12 protein-coding genes and 1 pseudogene are annotated in these 15,089 nt (G+C 45.3%); 5 read left to right on the top strand and 8 right to left on the bottom strand.

The features are described from left to right. Nucleotides 1-153 precede the first annotated feature (153 nt). From norR to azu, 4 genes are all read left to right on the top strand, one after another. Nucleotides 154-1,686 carry a nitric oxide reductase transcriptional regulator NorR gene (norR, locus tag R7R24_RS17850; protein WP_054578642.1) on the top strand — a complete coding sequence of 511 codons (1,533 nt, stop codon included), beginning with the start codon at nt 154-156 and terminating at the stop codon, nt 1,684-1,686. Between the two features lie 398 nt (nt 1,687-2,084). Continuing rightward, on the top strand, nt 2,085-2,603 hold the full coding sequence (locus tag R7R24_RS17845) for a hypothetical protein (protein WP_054578641.1): 519 nt from the start codon (nt 2,085-2,087) through the stop codon (nt 2,601-2,603). Nucleotides 2,604-2,859: 256 nt separating this feature from the next. Beyond that, nucleotides 2,860-3,510: an HAD family hydrolase gene (locus R7R24_RS17840; protein WP_054578640.1), complete on the top strand. Its 651-nt coding sequence runs from the start codon at nt 2,860-2,862 to the stop codon at nt 3,508-3,510. Between the two features lie 335 nt (nt 3,511-3,845). After that, entirely contained in the window at nt 3,846-4,298 is a 453-nt protein-coding gene (azu, locus tag R7R24_RS17835; RefSeq protein WP_005375211.1) for an azurin, read from the top strand. Nucleotides 4,299-4,524: 226 nt separating this feature from the next. Here the strand turns inward: azu and R7R24_RS17830 are convergent, their stop codons facing one another. The 6 genes and pseudogenes from R7R24_RS17830 to R7R24_RS17805 all read right to left on the bottom strand — a co-directional run bounded on the left by R7R24_RS17830 (nt 4,525) and on the right by R7R24_RS17805 (nt 10,402). Next, nucleotides 4,525-4,875 carry an ethanolamine utilization protein EutQ gene (locus R7R24_RS17830; RefSeq protein ID WP_054578639.1) on the bottom strand — a complete coding sequence of 117 codons (351 nt, stop codon included), beginning with the start codon at nt 4,873-4,875 and terminating at the stop codon, nt 4,525-4,527. Continuing rightward, entirely contained in the window at nt 4,872-6,188 is a 1,317-nt protein-coding gene (locus R7R24_RS17825; RefSeq protein ID WP_005385877.1) for an NAD(P)/FAD-dependent oxidoreductase, read from the bottom strand. Before R7R24_RS17825 ends, R7R24_RS17830 begins: the two co-directional genes overlap by 4 nt. 12 nt (nt 6,189-6,200) lie before the next feature. After that, nucleotides 6,201-7,484, bottom strand: a complete 1,284-nt coding sequence (locus R7R24_RS17820) for an NAD(P)/FAD-dependent oxidoreductase (protein ID WP_230849482.1) — start codon at nt 7,482-7,484, stop codon at nt 6,201-6,203. Then, nucleotides 7,473-7,634: pseudogene (locus R7R24_RS17815) on the bottom strand (rubredoxin); the annotation flags it as partial. The pseudogene R7R24_RS17815 and the gene R7R24_RS17820, both read right to left, overlap by 12 nt. A 142-nt stretch (nt 7,635-7,776) precedes the next feature. Next, nucleotides 7,777-9,213 carry an aldehyde dehydrogenase family protein gene (locus tag R7R24_RS17810; protein WP_053303840.1) on the bottom strand — a complete coding sequence of 479 codons (1,437 nt, stop codon included), beginning with the start codon at nt 9,211-9,213 and terminating at the stop codon, nt 7,777-7,779. A 1-nt stretch (nt 9,214) separates the two neighbouring features. Beyond that, nucleotides 9,215-10,402 carry an aromatic ring-hydroxylating oxygenase subunit alpha gene (locus tag R7R24_RS17805; RefSeq protein ID WP_054578637.1) on the bottom strand — a complete coding sequence of 396 codons (1,188 nt, stop codon included), beginning with the start codon at nt 10,400-10,402 and terminating at the stop codon, nt 9,215-9,217. A gap of 319 nt (nt 10,403-10,721) precedes the next feature. Here R7R24_RS17805 and R7R24_RS17800 point away from each other — a divergent pair, with 319 nt between their 5' ends. Next, nucleotides 10,722-12,458: a BCCT family transporter gene (locus tag R7R24_RS17800; protein ID WP_021035854.1), complete on the top strand. Its 1,737-nt coding sequence runs from the start codon at nt 10,722-10,724 to the stop codon at nt 12,456-12,458. Between the two features lie 92 nt (nt 12,459-12,550). Here R7R24_RS17800 and R7R24_RS17795 read toward each other — a convergent pair whose 3' ends face one another. Both R7R24_RS17795 and R7R24_RS17790 read right to left on the bottom strand, forming a co-directional pair. Then, on the bottom strand, nt 12,551-13,477 hold the full coding sequence (locus R7R24_RS17795) for a LysR substrate-binding domain-containing protein (RefSeq protein WP_054578636.1): 927 nt from the start codon (nt 13,475-13,477) through the stop codon (nt 12,551-12,553). Nucleotides 13,478-13,724: 247 nt separating this feature from the next. Beyond that, nucleotides 13,725-15,089, bottom strand: a complete 1,365-nt coding sequence (locus R7R24_RS17790) for a TrkH family potassium uptake protein (protein WP_054578635.1) — start codon at nt 15,087-15,089, stop codon at nt 13,725-13,727.

Below are 15,089 nucleotides of genomic sequence, written 5' to 3'. Positions count from 1 at the left end.
TTCTTCTTGTATTGCACTGGGCGTGCCAACTTTTAATTGCTATATATTTCAATATCTTAATTAAAACCCAACTCTAATAGCTGTCATTTAGACACAGTTGAAAATTGTCATTTAGACACTACAATAGTCATATTGACACAATCGGTATTGGCTATGACTTCTTTAATCGCGCAATGGCTACACATCACGCAAGACCTTAACTCGGCGCTCACTCAACAGGCTCGCTTCGAGACGTTGTTAACCACGATTCGGGAGGTATTGAAGTGTGACTCTTCTGCCCTTCTTTTGTATGAAGACCAGCACTTTAAACCTTTAGCAATCAATGGATTGGCGAAAGAAGTGCTTGGACGCCGTTTCTCCATTGAGCAGCACCCAAGATTAGAAGCCATTGCCCGAGCAGGTGATATCGTGCGCTTTCCCTCCGACAGCGACTTACCTGATCCATACGATGGCTTGATTCCAAACCACGATGACAAACTGCATGTTCATTCCTGCATTGGTTTACCTCTGCTGATCGACGATCAACTGATTGGTGCCATTACGATTGACGCCTTCGACCCCAACCAGTTTGATGGACTACGCAACCAAGAGCTACGTTTTGTCAGCGCATTAGCAGCTGGTGGCCTACACACTGCACTCCTACTAGAACAACTAGAGACACAAGCGAGCCTGCCACGCGACTCTTACGCCGAGAAACGCACTTTAAGTAATGAAATCATTGGCAACTCTCAGGGGATGAAGAATCTTCAAGAGCAGATTGATGCAGTCGCCGATACTGAATTGTCTGTGCTAGTGATGGGAGAAACGGGCGTGGGTAAAGAGTTGGTTGCGAGCGCTATTCACCATCGCTCTAGTCGCTCTAGCAATACTTTGGTTTACCTCAACTGTGCGGCGCTGCCGGAATCAGTCGCGGAAAGCGAGTTGTTCGGCCATATCAAAGGCGCATTCACAGGCGCAATCAGTAATCGTAAGGGTAAGTTCGAACAAGCCGACGGCGGCACACTGTTTTTGGATGAAGTCGGCGAACTGTCGTTAGAGCTGCAAGCCAAGTTACTTCGAGCCCTACAATACGGCGACATTCAACGTGTGGGTGATGACCGCCATATTCGAGTCAATACACGCATCGTCGCCGCCACCAACCGTATATTGCATGAAGAAGTAACCTCTGGGCGTTTTCGAGCCGACTTATATCATCGTCTAAGCGTCTTCCCGCTTCATGTTCCACCTCTTCGTGAACGTGAAGACGATGTGGTGTTACTCGCAGGCTTTTTTGCCGAGCGCTTAAGAAGCAAACTGGGACTGAACAGCATTCGTTTGTCCCCCACTTTAGTGCAAGCACTCAAAGACTATTCATGGCCAGGCAACGTACGAGAGCTTGAACATGTCATTAAACGTGCCGGTGTTTTGGCAAAAGCACGCGCTCACGCCATGGACATTGAGCTAGTTGAGCAAGATTTTGATATTCGAACGCCGAATCAGAACATCAAGAACGTTGAAGAAACGGAAAAAAAACGTCAGCTTGAGCTACCAGAAGGCGGATTAAAACCAGCCACAGACGCCTTCCAAAAAGCGATGATTGTTCGAGCTCTGGAAGAGAATCAAGGCAACTGGGCAGCAACCGCACGCCAGCTTGAAATAGATAACGGCAATTTGCACCGCTTAGCAAAACGCCTAGGGATAAAATAGACACTAACGAATATCACCTAATATGGATATTCATCGCCAAATAATGTGCCTGATGCCCAACCGCGCACTCAGCCCACCATAAGTAGTGGGCTGAGTGCTCAGATAGAATAGCCACCTAAGTTTGACGGTATTTTCTTCTAAATTTTATTGTCTTGAACCACCTCACAGATTTAATAACCCTTAACAATAAACACAATAATAGTTAAGGTATTTTTATGAGCTAGATCTAATAAAATTAAATATATAGTATTTATTTTAAGAATTTAAACTTTCAAAGTTCATCATAATAAATACAACCTCTATATATACACTTTACCTTCAAAAAACATCAAAATATAATCCCTTCGATAAAAAACACTTAAATGAATTTAACTGTATAAAAGTGAGGAGAATAAAATATGGGATATGGGGCGACAGTATATTCATTAGATACTGAAAAGGTTTTTAACGTACTAAAGAATGAGCGTAATCCAGAGCTAGAAAAAGCCATCATGGAAAGGTGTCAAGACTCCTTTAAGGCGATTAATGAAATGCTGGAAAGTAGTGGCGAAAGCATCCGAGCTGAAGAGCTTCTTATGCAAATGTTGTCTGAAGAGATAAAATACAGTCACTTGGGTTACGCCTATGCTTACTTGCTTGAAGCTATATGTAAGATAACTGGTTATTACTTATCCAATAACTCTTGGTATCCTTGCGATGTAAACGATTTCTGCGATATTCCATTCACTAATACCGATTATCCTATAAAATTCCCATTCCCTGACGATTTCCCTGTTGTTTTTATGATAAAAAATCAAGATATTCACCAAGATAACGTTGACTTCGGAGGCTTATCAGAGCAACAAATATCTGAAGTCAAGAGCTGGTACACTCATGCAGTCGTAAACAATCGTGACTTGGTATTATTTTATTATTAACAAATCATTCAATAGTTAAAATAACAATAGGATATTAATAAAACTCTAGCTTATATTAAGATAGAGTTTTATCTATTTAACTGAAATTTTTCTAATTTTAAAAACATTATATTTCACACCTAGTTTATAGACTCTGTGTATAGTGTGTTCAAAGGCAATGTGAACTCATAGGATCAAAATCAAGTTCTAATTTTTAGAAGAAAAACCGATCTGCTTGTGTCAAAATGCGCCATCCCAACCAAAAAGTCTTAATGTAATGAACTACCAAGCTGCTATTTTTGATATGGATGGTTTGCTCCTTGATACTGAGCGCGTCTGTATGCATATTTTCCAAGAAGCATGTGAAGCCCAGAACCTACCCTTCTATAAAGATGTTTATCTTTCAATCATTGGTCGCAATGCAGCGGGCATTGAAGTGATTTTTCGTAAAGCTTATGGGGATGATCTTGACCGCTTACACCAAGAGTGGCGCGACCGTTACGACGCTGTGGTTAAGCACCAAGCGATACCAGTAAAAGAAGGGGTGATTGAACTGCTTGAGTGGTTGAAAAGCCAAGGGTTGCCAATTGCAGTCGCCACTTCTACAGCAAAAGAAGTGGCACAGAAGAAGTTGGAATTAGCGGGCCTAAGCAAGTATTTCGACAACTTAACGACAGGCTGTGAAGTGTCACACGGCAAACCTGAGCCAGAGATCTACCTGCTTGCAGCAAGTCGTCTAAGCGTAGATCCAACCAAATGTCTCGCCTTTGAAGATTCAAATAATGGCGTGCGTGCTGCTGTAGCAGCGAACATGATCACTTATCAAATTCCTGATTTGGTTGAGCCTTGCAACGAAATAAAACAATTAGGCCATACCGTCGCACCTTCACTGCATGATGTGTTGCACACGTTAAAGCAAACTCGCTAGGTCTACTTGTCGTCTGTTCTCTAGAAGCTCAGCAATTTAGCTGAGCTTCTTTCTTGAAACCTCTCCAATACCGTAAAACCAAACAATTCTGCCACCCGTTTAGAGAGATTATTTTCACCTTAACTCTGGCTAATCACGACTTTTGATTTAACTCACGCAATCGCATGAAATAAGGCATTTGAGTGATCAAATAGCGGAACTGACCAGTACAAGCTTGCAACAAAACGTCAATATACCGATTGAAGCACGTTTTTGGAGTGAAAATTGGCTGATAATGAGAACTATTGGATAAGATCAATCCAAGTCAGCCTAAAATACAAAATGGAGAGTGTTATATGTCTTTACGTTTATTAGCAACAACCTTCGCATTAGTAGGAATGAGCTTTGGTGCCCAAGCCAGTGCCGAGTGTGAAGTGTCATTAGATGCTAACGATATGATGCAGTTTTCTACTAAAACATTGAGCGTACCAGCCACTTGTAAAGAGGTAAAACTAACGCTGAATCACACAGGTAAGATGCCAGCGCAATCGATGGGTCACAACGTGGTCATCTCTGACACAGCCAACCTACAAGCAGTCGGTACTGATGGCATGGCAGCTGGAGCAGAAAATAACTACGTAAAACCAAATGATGATCGCGTCTACGCTCACACAAAAGTAATTGGTGGCGGTGAAAGCACCAGCATTACGTTCAGTACTGAGAAAATGAAAGCCGGCGGTGACTATTCATTCTTCTGTTCGTTCCCGGGTCACTGGGCAATCATGCAGGGTAAATTTGAGCTAAAATAAAAGATTCAGCCAAGCCAAAAGAAGACTCATTATAGGGAAGCCAAGGCTTCCCTTTTTGATAGATAAAATAGCAATTGAGAAAGGTCTAACACGTCTGGAAACGTGACCAAGAAACATAGCAAGTAAGAAACCCTTGCTCCACTGAGATTAAGTTCTTTTACGAAAACTCATGGGTAAAAATCGGATTTTTGTTTTGCCTTTCCGAAACACTACTAAATGATAAAAGTCATTCAATATCATGTAACTCTTTCCAGTTTCCTGGATGAACCACATAGCCGAACAGAGCATGCCCACCATAAACCAATTCAGTCCCTTCCGGTATCCACAGCATCTGACCTGGGTGCACAAAATGTGTTTCACCATTTGCGGTCAGCTCGAAACAGCCTTCAATCACGAAAATAACCTCATCATAAAGCACTGTCCAAGCCACTTTAGCGCCTTCCCATTTAGCAAAGCCTACGCCTATGTTTGGTGAAATTTCTGGGCTTAACGCCCTGGCAACATACGCCATTCCCGGCGTATCACCACGAACATTGAAATCTAGACTTTTACTATCAACAAGTTTGACTGGCTTCATAATTCACTCCGGCTTTGCCATTTTGCTAATTGGATACGCGTTTTTACTCCCAAACCTAAAAAAGGCTCTGGCGGATTCAAACAAGGCATTCCTGTCACTTGCTGTATGTCATCCAATGATTTAGATGTCGCACCAACGACATAGTCAGCTAACAGTGTTCCAGAAATGGTTCCCCACGCAGCACCAACACCATTGTCACAAGCGCTGGCATAAACACCTTCATCTAATTGACCGAAAAAGTTAGTAAAGTTACGAGAGATTGCATACACCCCACCCCATGTGTGAGTAAATGGTACGTCGGCCAGCTCGGGATAACGCGCCAGAAAGACCTGACGATGATCGTCGCGAATTTGTTCTCTGACTTTATCGTTCATGCTTGAGCCATATTTCGGCACGTGTTTGTAAGTATTGCGGATCAAAATACGTCGATCGGCGGTCATACGTAACGTCGTTCCCGCATGATCAGCTGGAGTTAACCCCCAATTCAGCTCACCTCCGTATCGTTGCATTTCTGCGTCGGTTAATGGACGCGTCCAGCTTGCAAACGTCATCACTGGAAGTAGTCTGTTTTTAAGATAACCAAACTCCCGAGTAAAAATGCTGGTCCCAAGCAGCAGTTCAGGGGTTTCAACAGAGCCACTATCTCCATGTAATACCCAGCAACCGTTTTCTTTACTGAGCTTGCGGATTGGCGAGTTTTCTAACACCTCGACATTCTCTGGAAGGCTTTCCCCTAGCCCACGCACCAGAGCAGCAGGTTGCATTAAATAACCACCTGGCGTGTAAATTGCGCGGCTGTAGTAATTTGTCCCTAAGACTTTCGCAAGCTCACTGCCATTAACATGGAAGTATGGTTCGCCAAGGTCTTTCATTAGGTGCTCAAAGTGATCGAGATATGCTTCACCGCGCGCCCCTACGGCTCCTTGATATTTGCCCTTTGCTGACCACTGACAAGAAATACTGTGCTTCGACACTAAAGTGTTTAGCTGAGCAATCGCAGAACGGTTGAGTGATAATAACTTTTGCTTGTGCTCAGGGTCGGGATGCTCAAGTGAAAACTTATGAGGCAAATCGATAACAAAGCCCGAATTTCTTCCTGAAGCCCCTTGGCCGATACGTTGCGCATCAATCAGTATAATTCGTGCATTAGGCATAAGTTCAGCTAAACGTCTTGCCATAGCTAGGCCTGCGAAACCGGCACCTAACACGGCATAGTCAGCACTTTGTTTACCTTTTAACGCCGATTTTTCTGGAATACTTGGCAACGCATGATACCAACCACACGTCACGTCATCATTGGGTAAATGAATCATCTTTTTTCTCCGCTACGCTGCTGACAGTTTCAATGACAATTGATCTAGCCAAGGGCCGCGTAATGACTGTACTTTTCTTCCTAGCAACGCAAAACCGAGCATTGCTCCTTCTGGTGAATAAAACGCAGCGGTCAATTCATCTGCTTGGTTCTCGATGTACCATTGTCCCTGTTCTTCAGCGGCTACCGGGAAAATCGTGAGTGGAAGAATCGGCGTTTTTACAATCACTGGAGTTGGTGTTAACGAGATAGAGGCGACATCGCCTAGCAAGCTTTTCGCTACAGAAGGGATCATTTGATTAATCGGCGCAATATAGGGCTGCCACCCGTGATCAGTTTCAACACAATCACCTAGCGAGTAAATATTCTCATCACTCGTCTGGCCGAATTGATTCACTTTAATGCCGCGGCCCACTTCGAGCCCTGCTTGCTCAGCCAGAGAAACATTTGGCTTGAGTCCAACCGCGCTCAGCACTAGATCTGCTTCAATCTGCTTGCCACTGTTTAGATGTAAAACCGCGCTTGATTCGGACCTTGGCTCGATTCTGGCGATACTGTCTTGTAGAGCCCATTGCACGCCTCGATCGGCAAGTGCGCTTTGTAATGATTCACCCAACTGTTGCGGGATCAAACGCTCCATTGGCCATTGACCCAACCCGATAACTGTTACTTCATAACCGCTTTCGATCAGATCATTTGCGAACTCACAGCCAATTAAGCCATCACCTAGGATCGCGATGCGCTTTTTGTCTTGCAGCTCCGCTCTGAAACGGCGGTAATCAACTAAGTCGTTCACACTCATAACCCAAGAGCGATCGCCCTCAATTGGGATTTCAATCGGTGATGCACCTGTTGCCAGTACCAAGCGGCTGTAGGCGTATTTACCGATGGAGGTATGTAACGTTGAATTGGCACGATCGATCTGTTCAACACGGGTATGCGGGTAAACTCGGATATTTAGACGGCTTTCCCACTCCAACGCGCTCTCACTTTGTAGCGCGTCGCCGTCTTTATTCATGACCAGTGCATTAGACAATGCTGGTTTGCTGTACAAAGCGCCATCATCAGCGGTAAAGACAGTGATCGGAACCGTCTCAGATTGCGCTCTAAGTGCCGCCGCCAACTGGTAACCACTGTGGCCACTACCGATGATAACGATAGGGTCATTTGAGAATACAGGTTGAGTAACTTCAGATGGAAGAGGCTGAGCAGTATTTGGCTGAACAGACGCTTCTACCGACGCCGAAGACACCGCTGCAACCTCTTCTAGTGGCGCATCGTCGGTGATTTCGATCATTTCAAAATCGGCCTTACCCACTAAACAGTCAGGACATAACCAGTCATCCGGTACATCTTCCCATGCTGTTCCTGGTGCAATACCATCGGATGGCCAACCTTGTGCTTCATCATAGATTAAGCCGCAAATAATACAGAGCCACTTTCTCATCACTTATACTCCAACTACCTTGTTCAGAATTTCCGTGTTTACAAACCGCTGTCAGATTTGTTGTGATTCCATCAACCTCGCCCTAGCTTGTGGTCTGAAATCCAAGCCGGTACGAGGTGATGAAAATACAGTTACACGGTAGCTATACGTTGCTGTCTTGCTGCAAACGAATGGCAATATTGCGTGTCTGGACGTAGCTATAAATCGCTTCTTGTCCTTTTTCTCGCCCAAACCCGGACAAGCCCACGCCACCAAATGGTGTTTCGATGCCACCAGCAAACCATTCATTGATGAACACTTGTCCACCACGCAGTTGCTGTGCCACACGCAATGTTTGGTTTAGGCTTTCACCAAAGACACCAGCGACCAGGCCAAAATCGGTGCCATTCGCGATTTCAACGGCCTCTTGCTCGGTTTCAAACGGTGTAATTACCAGTACAGGGCCAAACACTTCTTCTTGAGCAATACGCATATCTGGTGAGGCTTCAATCACCGTCGGTGCCACAAAGTAACCCGACAAATCAGGGGCGTAGCCACCCGTTAGGATGTTCGCGCCGTCGGCTTTTGCTTGTTCTATCATTTCAAGCACGCGCGCTTGTTGATCAGCCGATACCAACGGTGTGATGTCCGGCTGGCTTTCGCCTTGGCCAATGGTTAGGCTTTTTGCCATTTCCACAACCGCCGCTTTTACTTCTTCATAACGCTCTTTTTGAATCAGCAAACGAGACATTGCCGAACAAACTTGACCAGCGTTAAAGAAAATACCGACCTGAACGCTTTTCAAAAGTGTTTCGAGGCTCGCATCTTTCAGCGCGATAGCAGCCGATTTACCACCCAGCTCCATCACCGATGGAGTAGCGCGTTGCGCTGAATCTTGCAGGATGCGTTGGCCAGTTGGAACAGAACCCGTAAAGACAATTTGATCGACCTCTTGGTGCTGCACCAAATGACTGCCAACGACTGAGCCTTTGCCACATAGCAAGTTAATCGTGCCTTTTGGGAAGCCCGCTTTTTCAATCGCTTTAATCAACAACGTCATGGCAAGTGGAGAAATCTCTGGCGATTTGATCACCACTGCGTTACCTGCGGCTAATGCAGGTGCCAATGAGCGTGCACAAATAGAGACAGGGAAATTCCACGGCACAATCTGCACTGACACGCCAAACGGCACATATTGAGTGAAGTCGACATAGTCTTTACCCAACGGAATTGACGTGCCTTCCAGCTTGTCGGCCATGCCAGCGTAGTATTCGAAGTAACGTGCCGACTCTAAAAACTCATCTTTGGCATCTTGCAAAGATTTCCCATTTTCACGACAGGCAACTAACCCACCTTCATCAACCATTTCACGAATAGCTGCGGCGGCTTTTAACATCCACTCGGTTCTGACGGCGGGACGAACGTCCGAAAGAAGACCTTGATAGACCACTCGACGTGCCGCTGCCATTGCGCGATCGGCATCGGTGATAGTGGCTTCTGCAATCGTCGCATACGCTTCGGCTGTGCCAGGGTTCATGACGGTCAGCGCTTGCTCTGAATCGCACCACTCACCATCAATATAATTAAGGTAATGCATCATATTACTGCTCCAGTGCCGCTTTCACTTGCTTTGCCAACCAGGTTTGGAAGAAATGCGTCGGAACATCCATTTCTGGTGAGAACACACCACCACCAAAGCCAGGTGAGTAACGACCTTCCTGCATGCCCTCGACCGCTCCAATATCTTCGCCGAATACGACTCGCCATGACTCAACGGTAGCAGTACGGCACGCAGCGAACTCATCTTTCGTTGCTTCATCACCCACATAGAAAACACGTAGGTGCTCAACACTCTTATTCGCAGTGATTGGTTCAATCATCATCGCAAAGGCATGATCGGCTTGAATACCAAGCAACACGTTTGGAAAGAGTGCAACATATTCTGCATGACGCAGTTTATCTTCTGGCCAGTTTGGAAATTTAGGTAAGTGTGTTCCTGCAGTATCAGAGAGGTTATATGCGAGACTACCTTGGCCAGCAAAACGCTCTGCAAACATGATGTTGTAGTGATCCTCTAGGCGAGAATAACTGTTCAAACTCGGATGCACCCAAGGTAAGTGGTAAGCTTCACAGTAGTTTTCTACGGCAAGCTTCCAGTTACTTTTCACTTCTATCTCTAGGTTGCCACCCATGTTCACGCGGCGAAGAAGCCCTAATCCTTCTTCACCTAAGAATTGCTGCCAACGTTGCTCTAGCGGCGCGATATGCTCTTCAAAGCTTTCTGCATTGCCCGATAAGTTGACGAACACCATGTCCATCCAAACGGCTGAACGAAGTGGCTTAAGGCCATGTTTTTCACACTTAAATCGGTCATCTTTGTGTTTTGCGATACCACCAATGTGTGGTGTGCCTTTTAGATTGCCGTCAAGATCGTACGTCCATGAATGGTAAGGACAGCGAATCATGCCTTGAACTTCGCCTGCCTCATGCACCAGCTTCATACCACGATGACTACATACGTTGTGGAAGACTTGGACTTCACCTTGACGATTTCTCATCATGAGTAGTGGAAGATCCATGAAATCAAGTGGCATCACATAGCCATTTTTAAGCAGGTCTGATGCAAAACCAATGCATACCCAAGTGTTACCAAACACCTGATCACGCTCAAAAGTAAAATACTCTTCGCTGGTGTAGGCCTGATTCGGCATTCCTGTTGCTTCACTGATTGGGTTCAGTACATTATCAACAAGTTCAACAGGAATAATGGTTTGGTTGACATTACTCATATTCTTATCTCCGAGAGTCGAGTTGCATCCAGTGCGTACAACATCGTGTTGTGTTAGTGGAGATGATTTTGATTAACAACCCGGCAACAAACAAACGACTTTTTCGCCGGGCTTGGATGAGTTTTTGTCATTCATGCATTGATCTCGAACAAAAAAATAACCTTTTAATTAACAATGATCTTCTTGTCATGATTAATACTCATTAACCGATGAGTATTAATCAGTTGAAACACAAAAGCCCTCTCTCTACTCTCTTTCAAAAATTAACAATAACGCAACAAACAATAACGCTAAAACAAACGCACTGTGAGGGATGCCTATGAGAGCAACATCTGGGATATTGAAAGGACTCAATCCGACTGTGACTATCGCATCAAAGATCGTCGTTATCGGTTTTGTACTTTTCTGCGCCATTCTCGCCAACCAAGCGGGCCAATACTTCGAAACGATTTCCGGCATTTTGCTGCAGAATATGAAGTGGTTTTACATCGGACTTGTTTCACTCGTTGTCGGTTTTCTTCTTTACCTTATGGTTAGTCGATATGGACATATTCGTTTGAGTAAAGATGACGAAAAACCAGAGTTTAGTTATTTGTCTTGGGTATCCATGCTTTTTTCCGGAGGCATGGGGATAGGCTTAATTTTCTGGTCGGTCGCCGAACCGATGTGGCATTACGCTGACAACCCATTTACTCAAGGCCTGACCAATGAAGCCGCAACAACATCAATGAAACTGACATTCTTTCACTGGGGTCTACATCCTTGGTCTGTCTTTATTATTGTTGCACTCGCATTAGCCTACTTTTCCTACCGTAAAGATCTGCCTTTTACCCTACGCTCTATCTTGTACCCTTTGATTGGTGATCGTATTTATGGGCCTATCGGACACACGGTTGATATCCTAACAGTCGCGGTGACTGCTTTCGGTATCTCTCAAACCTTGGGGATGGGAGTTATCCAAATAAACTCTGGTTTGAATCAAGCCTTTGGTCTAGATATTAGTTTGGGGATTCAACTCTTTATTATCGTTTCCCTTTGTACTTGTGCGGTTGCGTCGGTGCTATCTGGTGTAGGAAAAGGTATTCGCCGTTTATCAGAATGGAACATGCTGCTCTCACTCGCACTCGTGCTAGTCGTACTTTACATTGGCCCAACTCGCTATATCTTAAATACGCTACTCGAAAGTACGGGGCTTTATGCACAAAACATTGTCGGTATGAGCTTATGGAGCGATGCACAGAATGACTCTGGCTGGCAAAACTGGTGGACGGCTTATTACTGGCCTTGGTGGATGACTTGGGCACCTTTCGTTGGCATGTTTGTGGCTCGTATCTCTAAAGGACGCACAATACGTGAACTTATCGGCGGTGCTCTCATCGTACCCACGCTGATCACGTTTTTATGGATTTCAGTATTTGGTGGTGCAGCGTTGAAGGTAGAGCAAGACGCTCGTGTTGCTCATCAAGAGCAAGTCACTGCGGCACAAGAAGCCAAACAAACACCACCTGCGGATTTCTCTGGCGGCCCGATTCTTGAAGCGACTAAAGCCGATACGACACGCGCTTTGTTTACGCTATTCGACAATCTAGATACAGGTATGTTTGGTAAACTCCTTAGCGTGCTTGCGTGTCTATTGCTCGGTACTTATTTCATTACCTCCGCAGACTCGGGTACCTTGGTTCTATGTACCCTCGATGCCGCTGGGCACAGTGAGCCTCCTACGTCTATACGCGTATTGTGGGGAATCATGATCGCTGCCATTGCGGGAGTGCTTCTATATGCAGGAGGGTTAAAAGCAATGCAAACAGCCTCCATTATTGCCGGTTTCCCTATCGCGATTTTTATCGCGGTGATGAGCTTAACGCTGTTCCATAGTATTCGACGCGAACCTAAGCCATGGGCAATGCTTCCTGAGCATGTTCACCCAGAGCAAGAGAAACTTGATGGTCCTGTTGAACCGCTTGTTGAAAGCAAAACTGTGGCTTCCGAGCCTATCGCTTCAAGATCCTCGCTGAAAGATGATTCCACACTTAATCAGGGACCAGTACTAAGTTAGTGCGTCGTTTCATCAATCAATTAAAAAAGCGGGAACTGATATTCCCGCTTTTTTAACATGACCAAACTCTGTTATTTTCTCTGCTTATTGATTTAAGCTAAGCCTCGATCACCTACCTCATCTGGCAACTGATGCAAAAGCCATTCTCTAAAACGTTTGACGCTGGCTGGGATTAAACCTCTATTTTTAGGTTCAAGCATAGAAAAATTGGAAGGTGTTGAAAGCACGTGTTCGACTGGCCTAACCAAAGCGCCGCTTTGTAAATAGTCGTCCACTAATGACCCCCAGGCTAACGCGATTCCCTGACCATTAATTGCCGCTTGTAACAGCATTGGATAGTTATTGATGTTCATGCGATTACGAGGCGAAATATTTGGCAACCCCACACTTGCAAACCACTGCTCCCAATTCACCCAATCTCTTTGAGACTCTTCCAGATAGAGTAACGTTTTATTGAAGATTTCTTCTGGCTCACTAGGCTGGCCGATTTTCTCTAAATAAAGCGGGCTACACACAGGGAATACCTCTTCTGAAAATAGCGTTGTCACATCCATTTCCGCAGGTGGAGTGCGACAATAAAACAAGGCGAGATCGCAATCTAATCGGCGTAAGTCCAACACATTATCTGAGGCCAATATCCTTATATCGATGTCATCATGTTCATTTTGAAATTGAGCAACCTTAGGCAACAACCACAAGGCTGCCATTGCATTTGTCGTCGCAACCGTGATCTTTTGTTCGCCCTGCCATTTCTTCACTTCACCCGTGATTTGAGCAATATCGAGCAAAGATTGGCTGACAGCTTGATAATATTGAAGACCTGTAGGCGTTAAATTAATGCTTCGATTGGCTCGCGTGAACATAGCCTTGCCTAAGTATTCTTCTAATTGTCTAATTTGGCGACTGATAGCACCTTGGGTCACGTTTAGCTCGTCAGCGGCTAACGTAAAACTCAAGTGCCGCGCCGACGCTTCAAACGCAACGAGGCTATTTAAAGGTGGGAGGGGTTTGATTTTCATGTATCTTCCAGTAAGGCAGTATTGTAATTATTTTTATTCCCGGCAATCTTATGTTGCACGTGGATAATGCCATTCTGGACAACACCTCAAAAACGACAATTTATAAATGATAAAAAATAGAGATGAATCATAAATTGTTGTGAGAGAGACTGCCGTATACAGTTTCGTGGCTACAACGAGCACAAAAAGAGGAGCAGTTACTCCTCTTTTGTCTAGCCTTTTGCTCACTTTGTACGAGTTAGCCCATCTACCCTATTGCCAGTTTAGTACTCGCGTAACGCGCTTTTTTCTTTCTTGGACTGGCTAAGAAGTACGCTAATGTAAGAGGCCCTAATCGTCCCATAAACATCATGAAGATGATCACTAACTCACCTGGTTCGGACAAACTGCCCGTTAAGCCTCGCGATAACCCAACCGTACCCAGTGCCGAGACCGCTTCGAACATAATATCTAACATAGACGCTTTCTCTGTCAGTAACAGCGTGAATATGGCAAACCAAGTCACCCCCACCGAGATCAGAGTCAGCGCCAATGCCTTGCTGATGGTCTCTTTGGGAATCTCGCGTTGAAAGGCATAGGTTGCTTCATCGCGACGCAAATAGCTGTAAGTTGCCAAGACTAACACCATAAATGTCACAACTTTAATGCCACTTGCCGTACTCAATGATCCACCGCCGATAAACATCAACACCAGAATGATCGCCGTTGTGGCATCTTCCAACTGATCGATAGCTAAAGTGTTGAACCCTGCCGTTCTTGGCGTCACCGCTTGAAACCACGATGCCCACCATTTCCCTGCTTCGCTCAACGGGGCAAGCGTGTTGGGGTTGTCATATTCAATCAGATAAATCGCGATAAGTGCCACCACGTTAATGATCATCGTGCCTAAGATCATCATTCGACTGTAAACGGTGAGTCGATGCCAACGGCGATTGCGTTTTAAGTCAATCCAAACCGAGAAGCCTAAACCACCAATAATGAACAAACTGGTAATGGTGAAGTTAACGACCGGGTCGTCCACGTAAGGCATTAAGCTATCGGCACTCAACGCAAAACCTGCATTGTTAAACGCACTGATGGTGTAGAAGAAACCATGGAACAAACTGGTTTCCCAGCCCAGCTCTTCACTCCAATAAACGCTCAAAATAGTGAAACCAATAAGTTCAACGAGCAGAGCGAACATCAATACAGATTTAGCGGTGGCAATGAGTGTCGATGAATCAGTCTGGTTGAACGCCTCTCTCGCGACTGCTCGCTCCAAAAAGCCAATTTTTCCGCCCAGAGCCAGCAAGGTCACGATAGCAAACGTCATCAAACCTAGGCCACCACATTGAATCAGGAAAGCAATAACCACTTGCCCAAAAGGCGTAAACGCCGTGCCCGTGTCTACCACAACTAATCCCGTCACCGTAATGGCCGATGTCGCAGTAAACAGGCTTTGAATCCAAGTGATGGGCTCTGTGGTGGCAATCGGCAGTTTGAGTAAGACCGTGCCGAGCATGATCAAGCACGCAAAGCTGAGGCTAAGTATTAATGGCGGTGCGCCCAACAATTTTTTGCCCGCTTTGGGTTTTCGCTCGATTGGGATAACAGAGGGATGCCACAAAACCAT

The sequence above is a fragment of the Vibrio sp. 704 genome, from assembly GCF_033339295.1.
This window is presented reverse-complemented; position numbering and strand designations above follow the sequence as displayed.

Bases quoted from the DNA above. Each gene is read 5' to 3' on its own strand.
- R7R24_RS17795 (WP_054578636.1), bottom strand. From the start codon at position 13,477: ATGAAAATCAAACCCCTCCCACCTTTAAATAGCCTCGTTGCGTTTGAA.
- R7R24_RS17820 (WP_230849482.1), bottom strand. From the start codon at position 7,484: ATGATCGAAATCACCGACGATGCGCCACTAGAAGAGGTTGCAGCGGTG.
- R7R24_RS17810 (WP_053303840.1), bottom strand. From the start codon at position 9,213: ATGATGCATTACCTTAATTATATTGATGGTGAGTGGTGCGATTCAGAG.
- R7R24_RS17790 (WP_054578635.1), bottom strand. From the start codon at position 15,089: ATGGTTTTGTGGCATCCCTCTGTTATCCCAATCGAGCGAAAACCCAAA.
- R7R24_RS17840 (WP_054578640.1), top strand. From the start codon at position 2,860: ATGAACTACCAAGCTGCTATTTTTGATATGGATGGTTTGCTCCTTGAT.
- R7R24_RS17845 (WP_054578641.1), top strand. From the start codon at position 2,085: ATGGGATATGGGGCGACAGTATATTCATTAGATACTGAAAAGGTTTTT.
- R7R24_RS17800 (WP_021035854.1), top strand. From the start codon at position 10,722: ATGAGAGCAACATCTGGGATATTGAAAGGACTCAATCCGACTGTGACT.
- R7R24_RS17825 (WP_005385877.1), bottom strand. From the start codon at position 6,188: ATGATTCATTTACCCAATGATGACGTGACGTGTGGTTGGTATCATGCG.
- R7R24_RS17830 (WP_054578639.1), bottom strand. From the start codon at position 4,875: ATGAAGCCAGTCAAACTTGTTGATAGTAAAAGTCTAGATTTCAATGTT.
- azu (WP_005375211.1), top strand. From the start codon at position 3,846: ATGTCTTTACGTTTATTAGCAACAACCTTCGCATTAGTAGGAATGAGC.
- R7R24_RS17805 (WP_054578637.1), bottom strand. From the start codon at position 10,402: ATGAGTAATGTCAACCAAACCATTATTCCTGTTGAACTTGTTGATAAT.
- norR (WP_054578642.1), top strand. From the start codon at position 154: ATGACTTCTTTAATCGCGCAATGGCTACACATCACGCAAGACCTTAAC.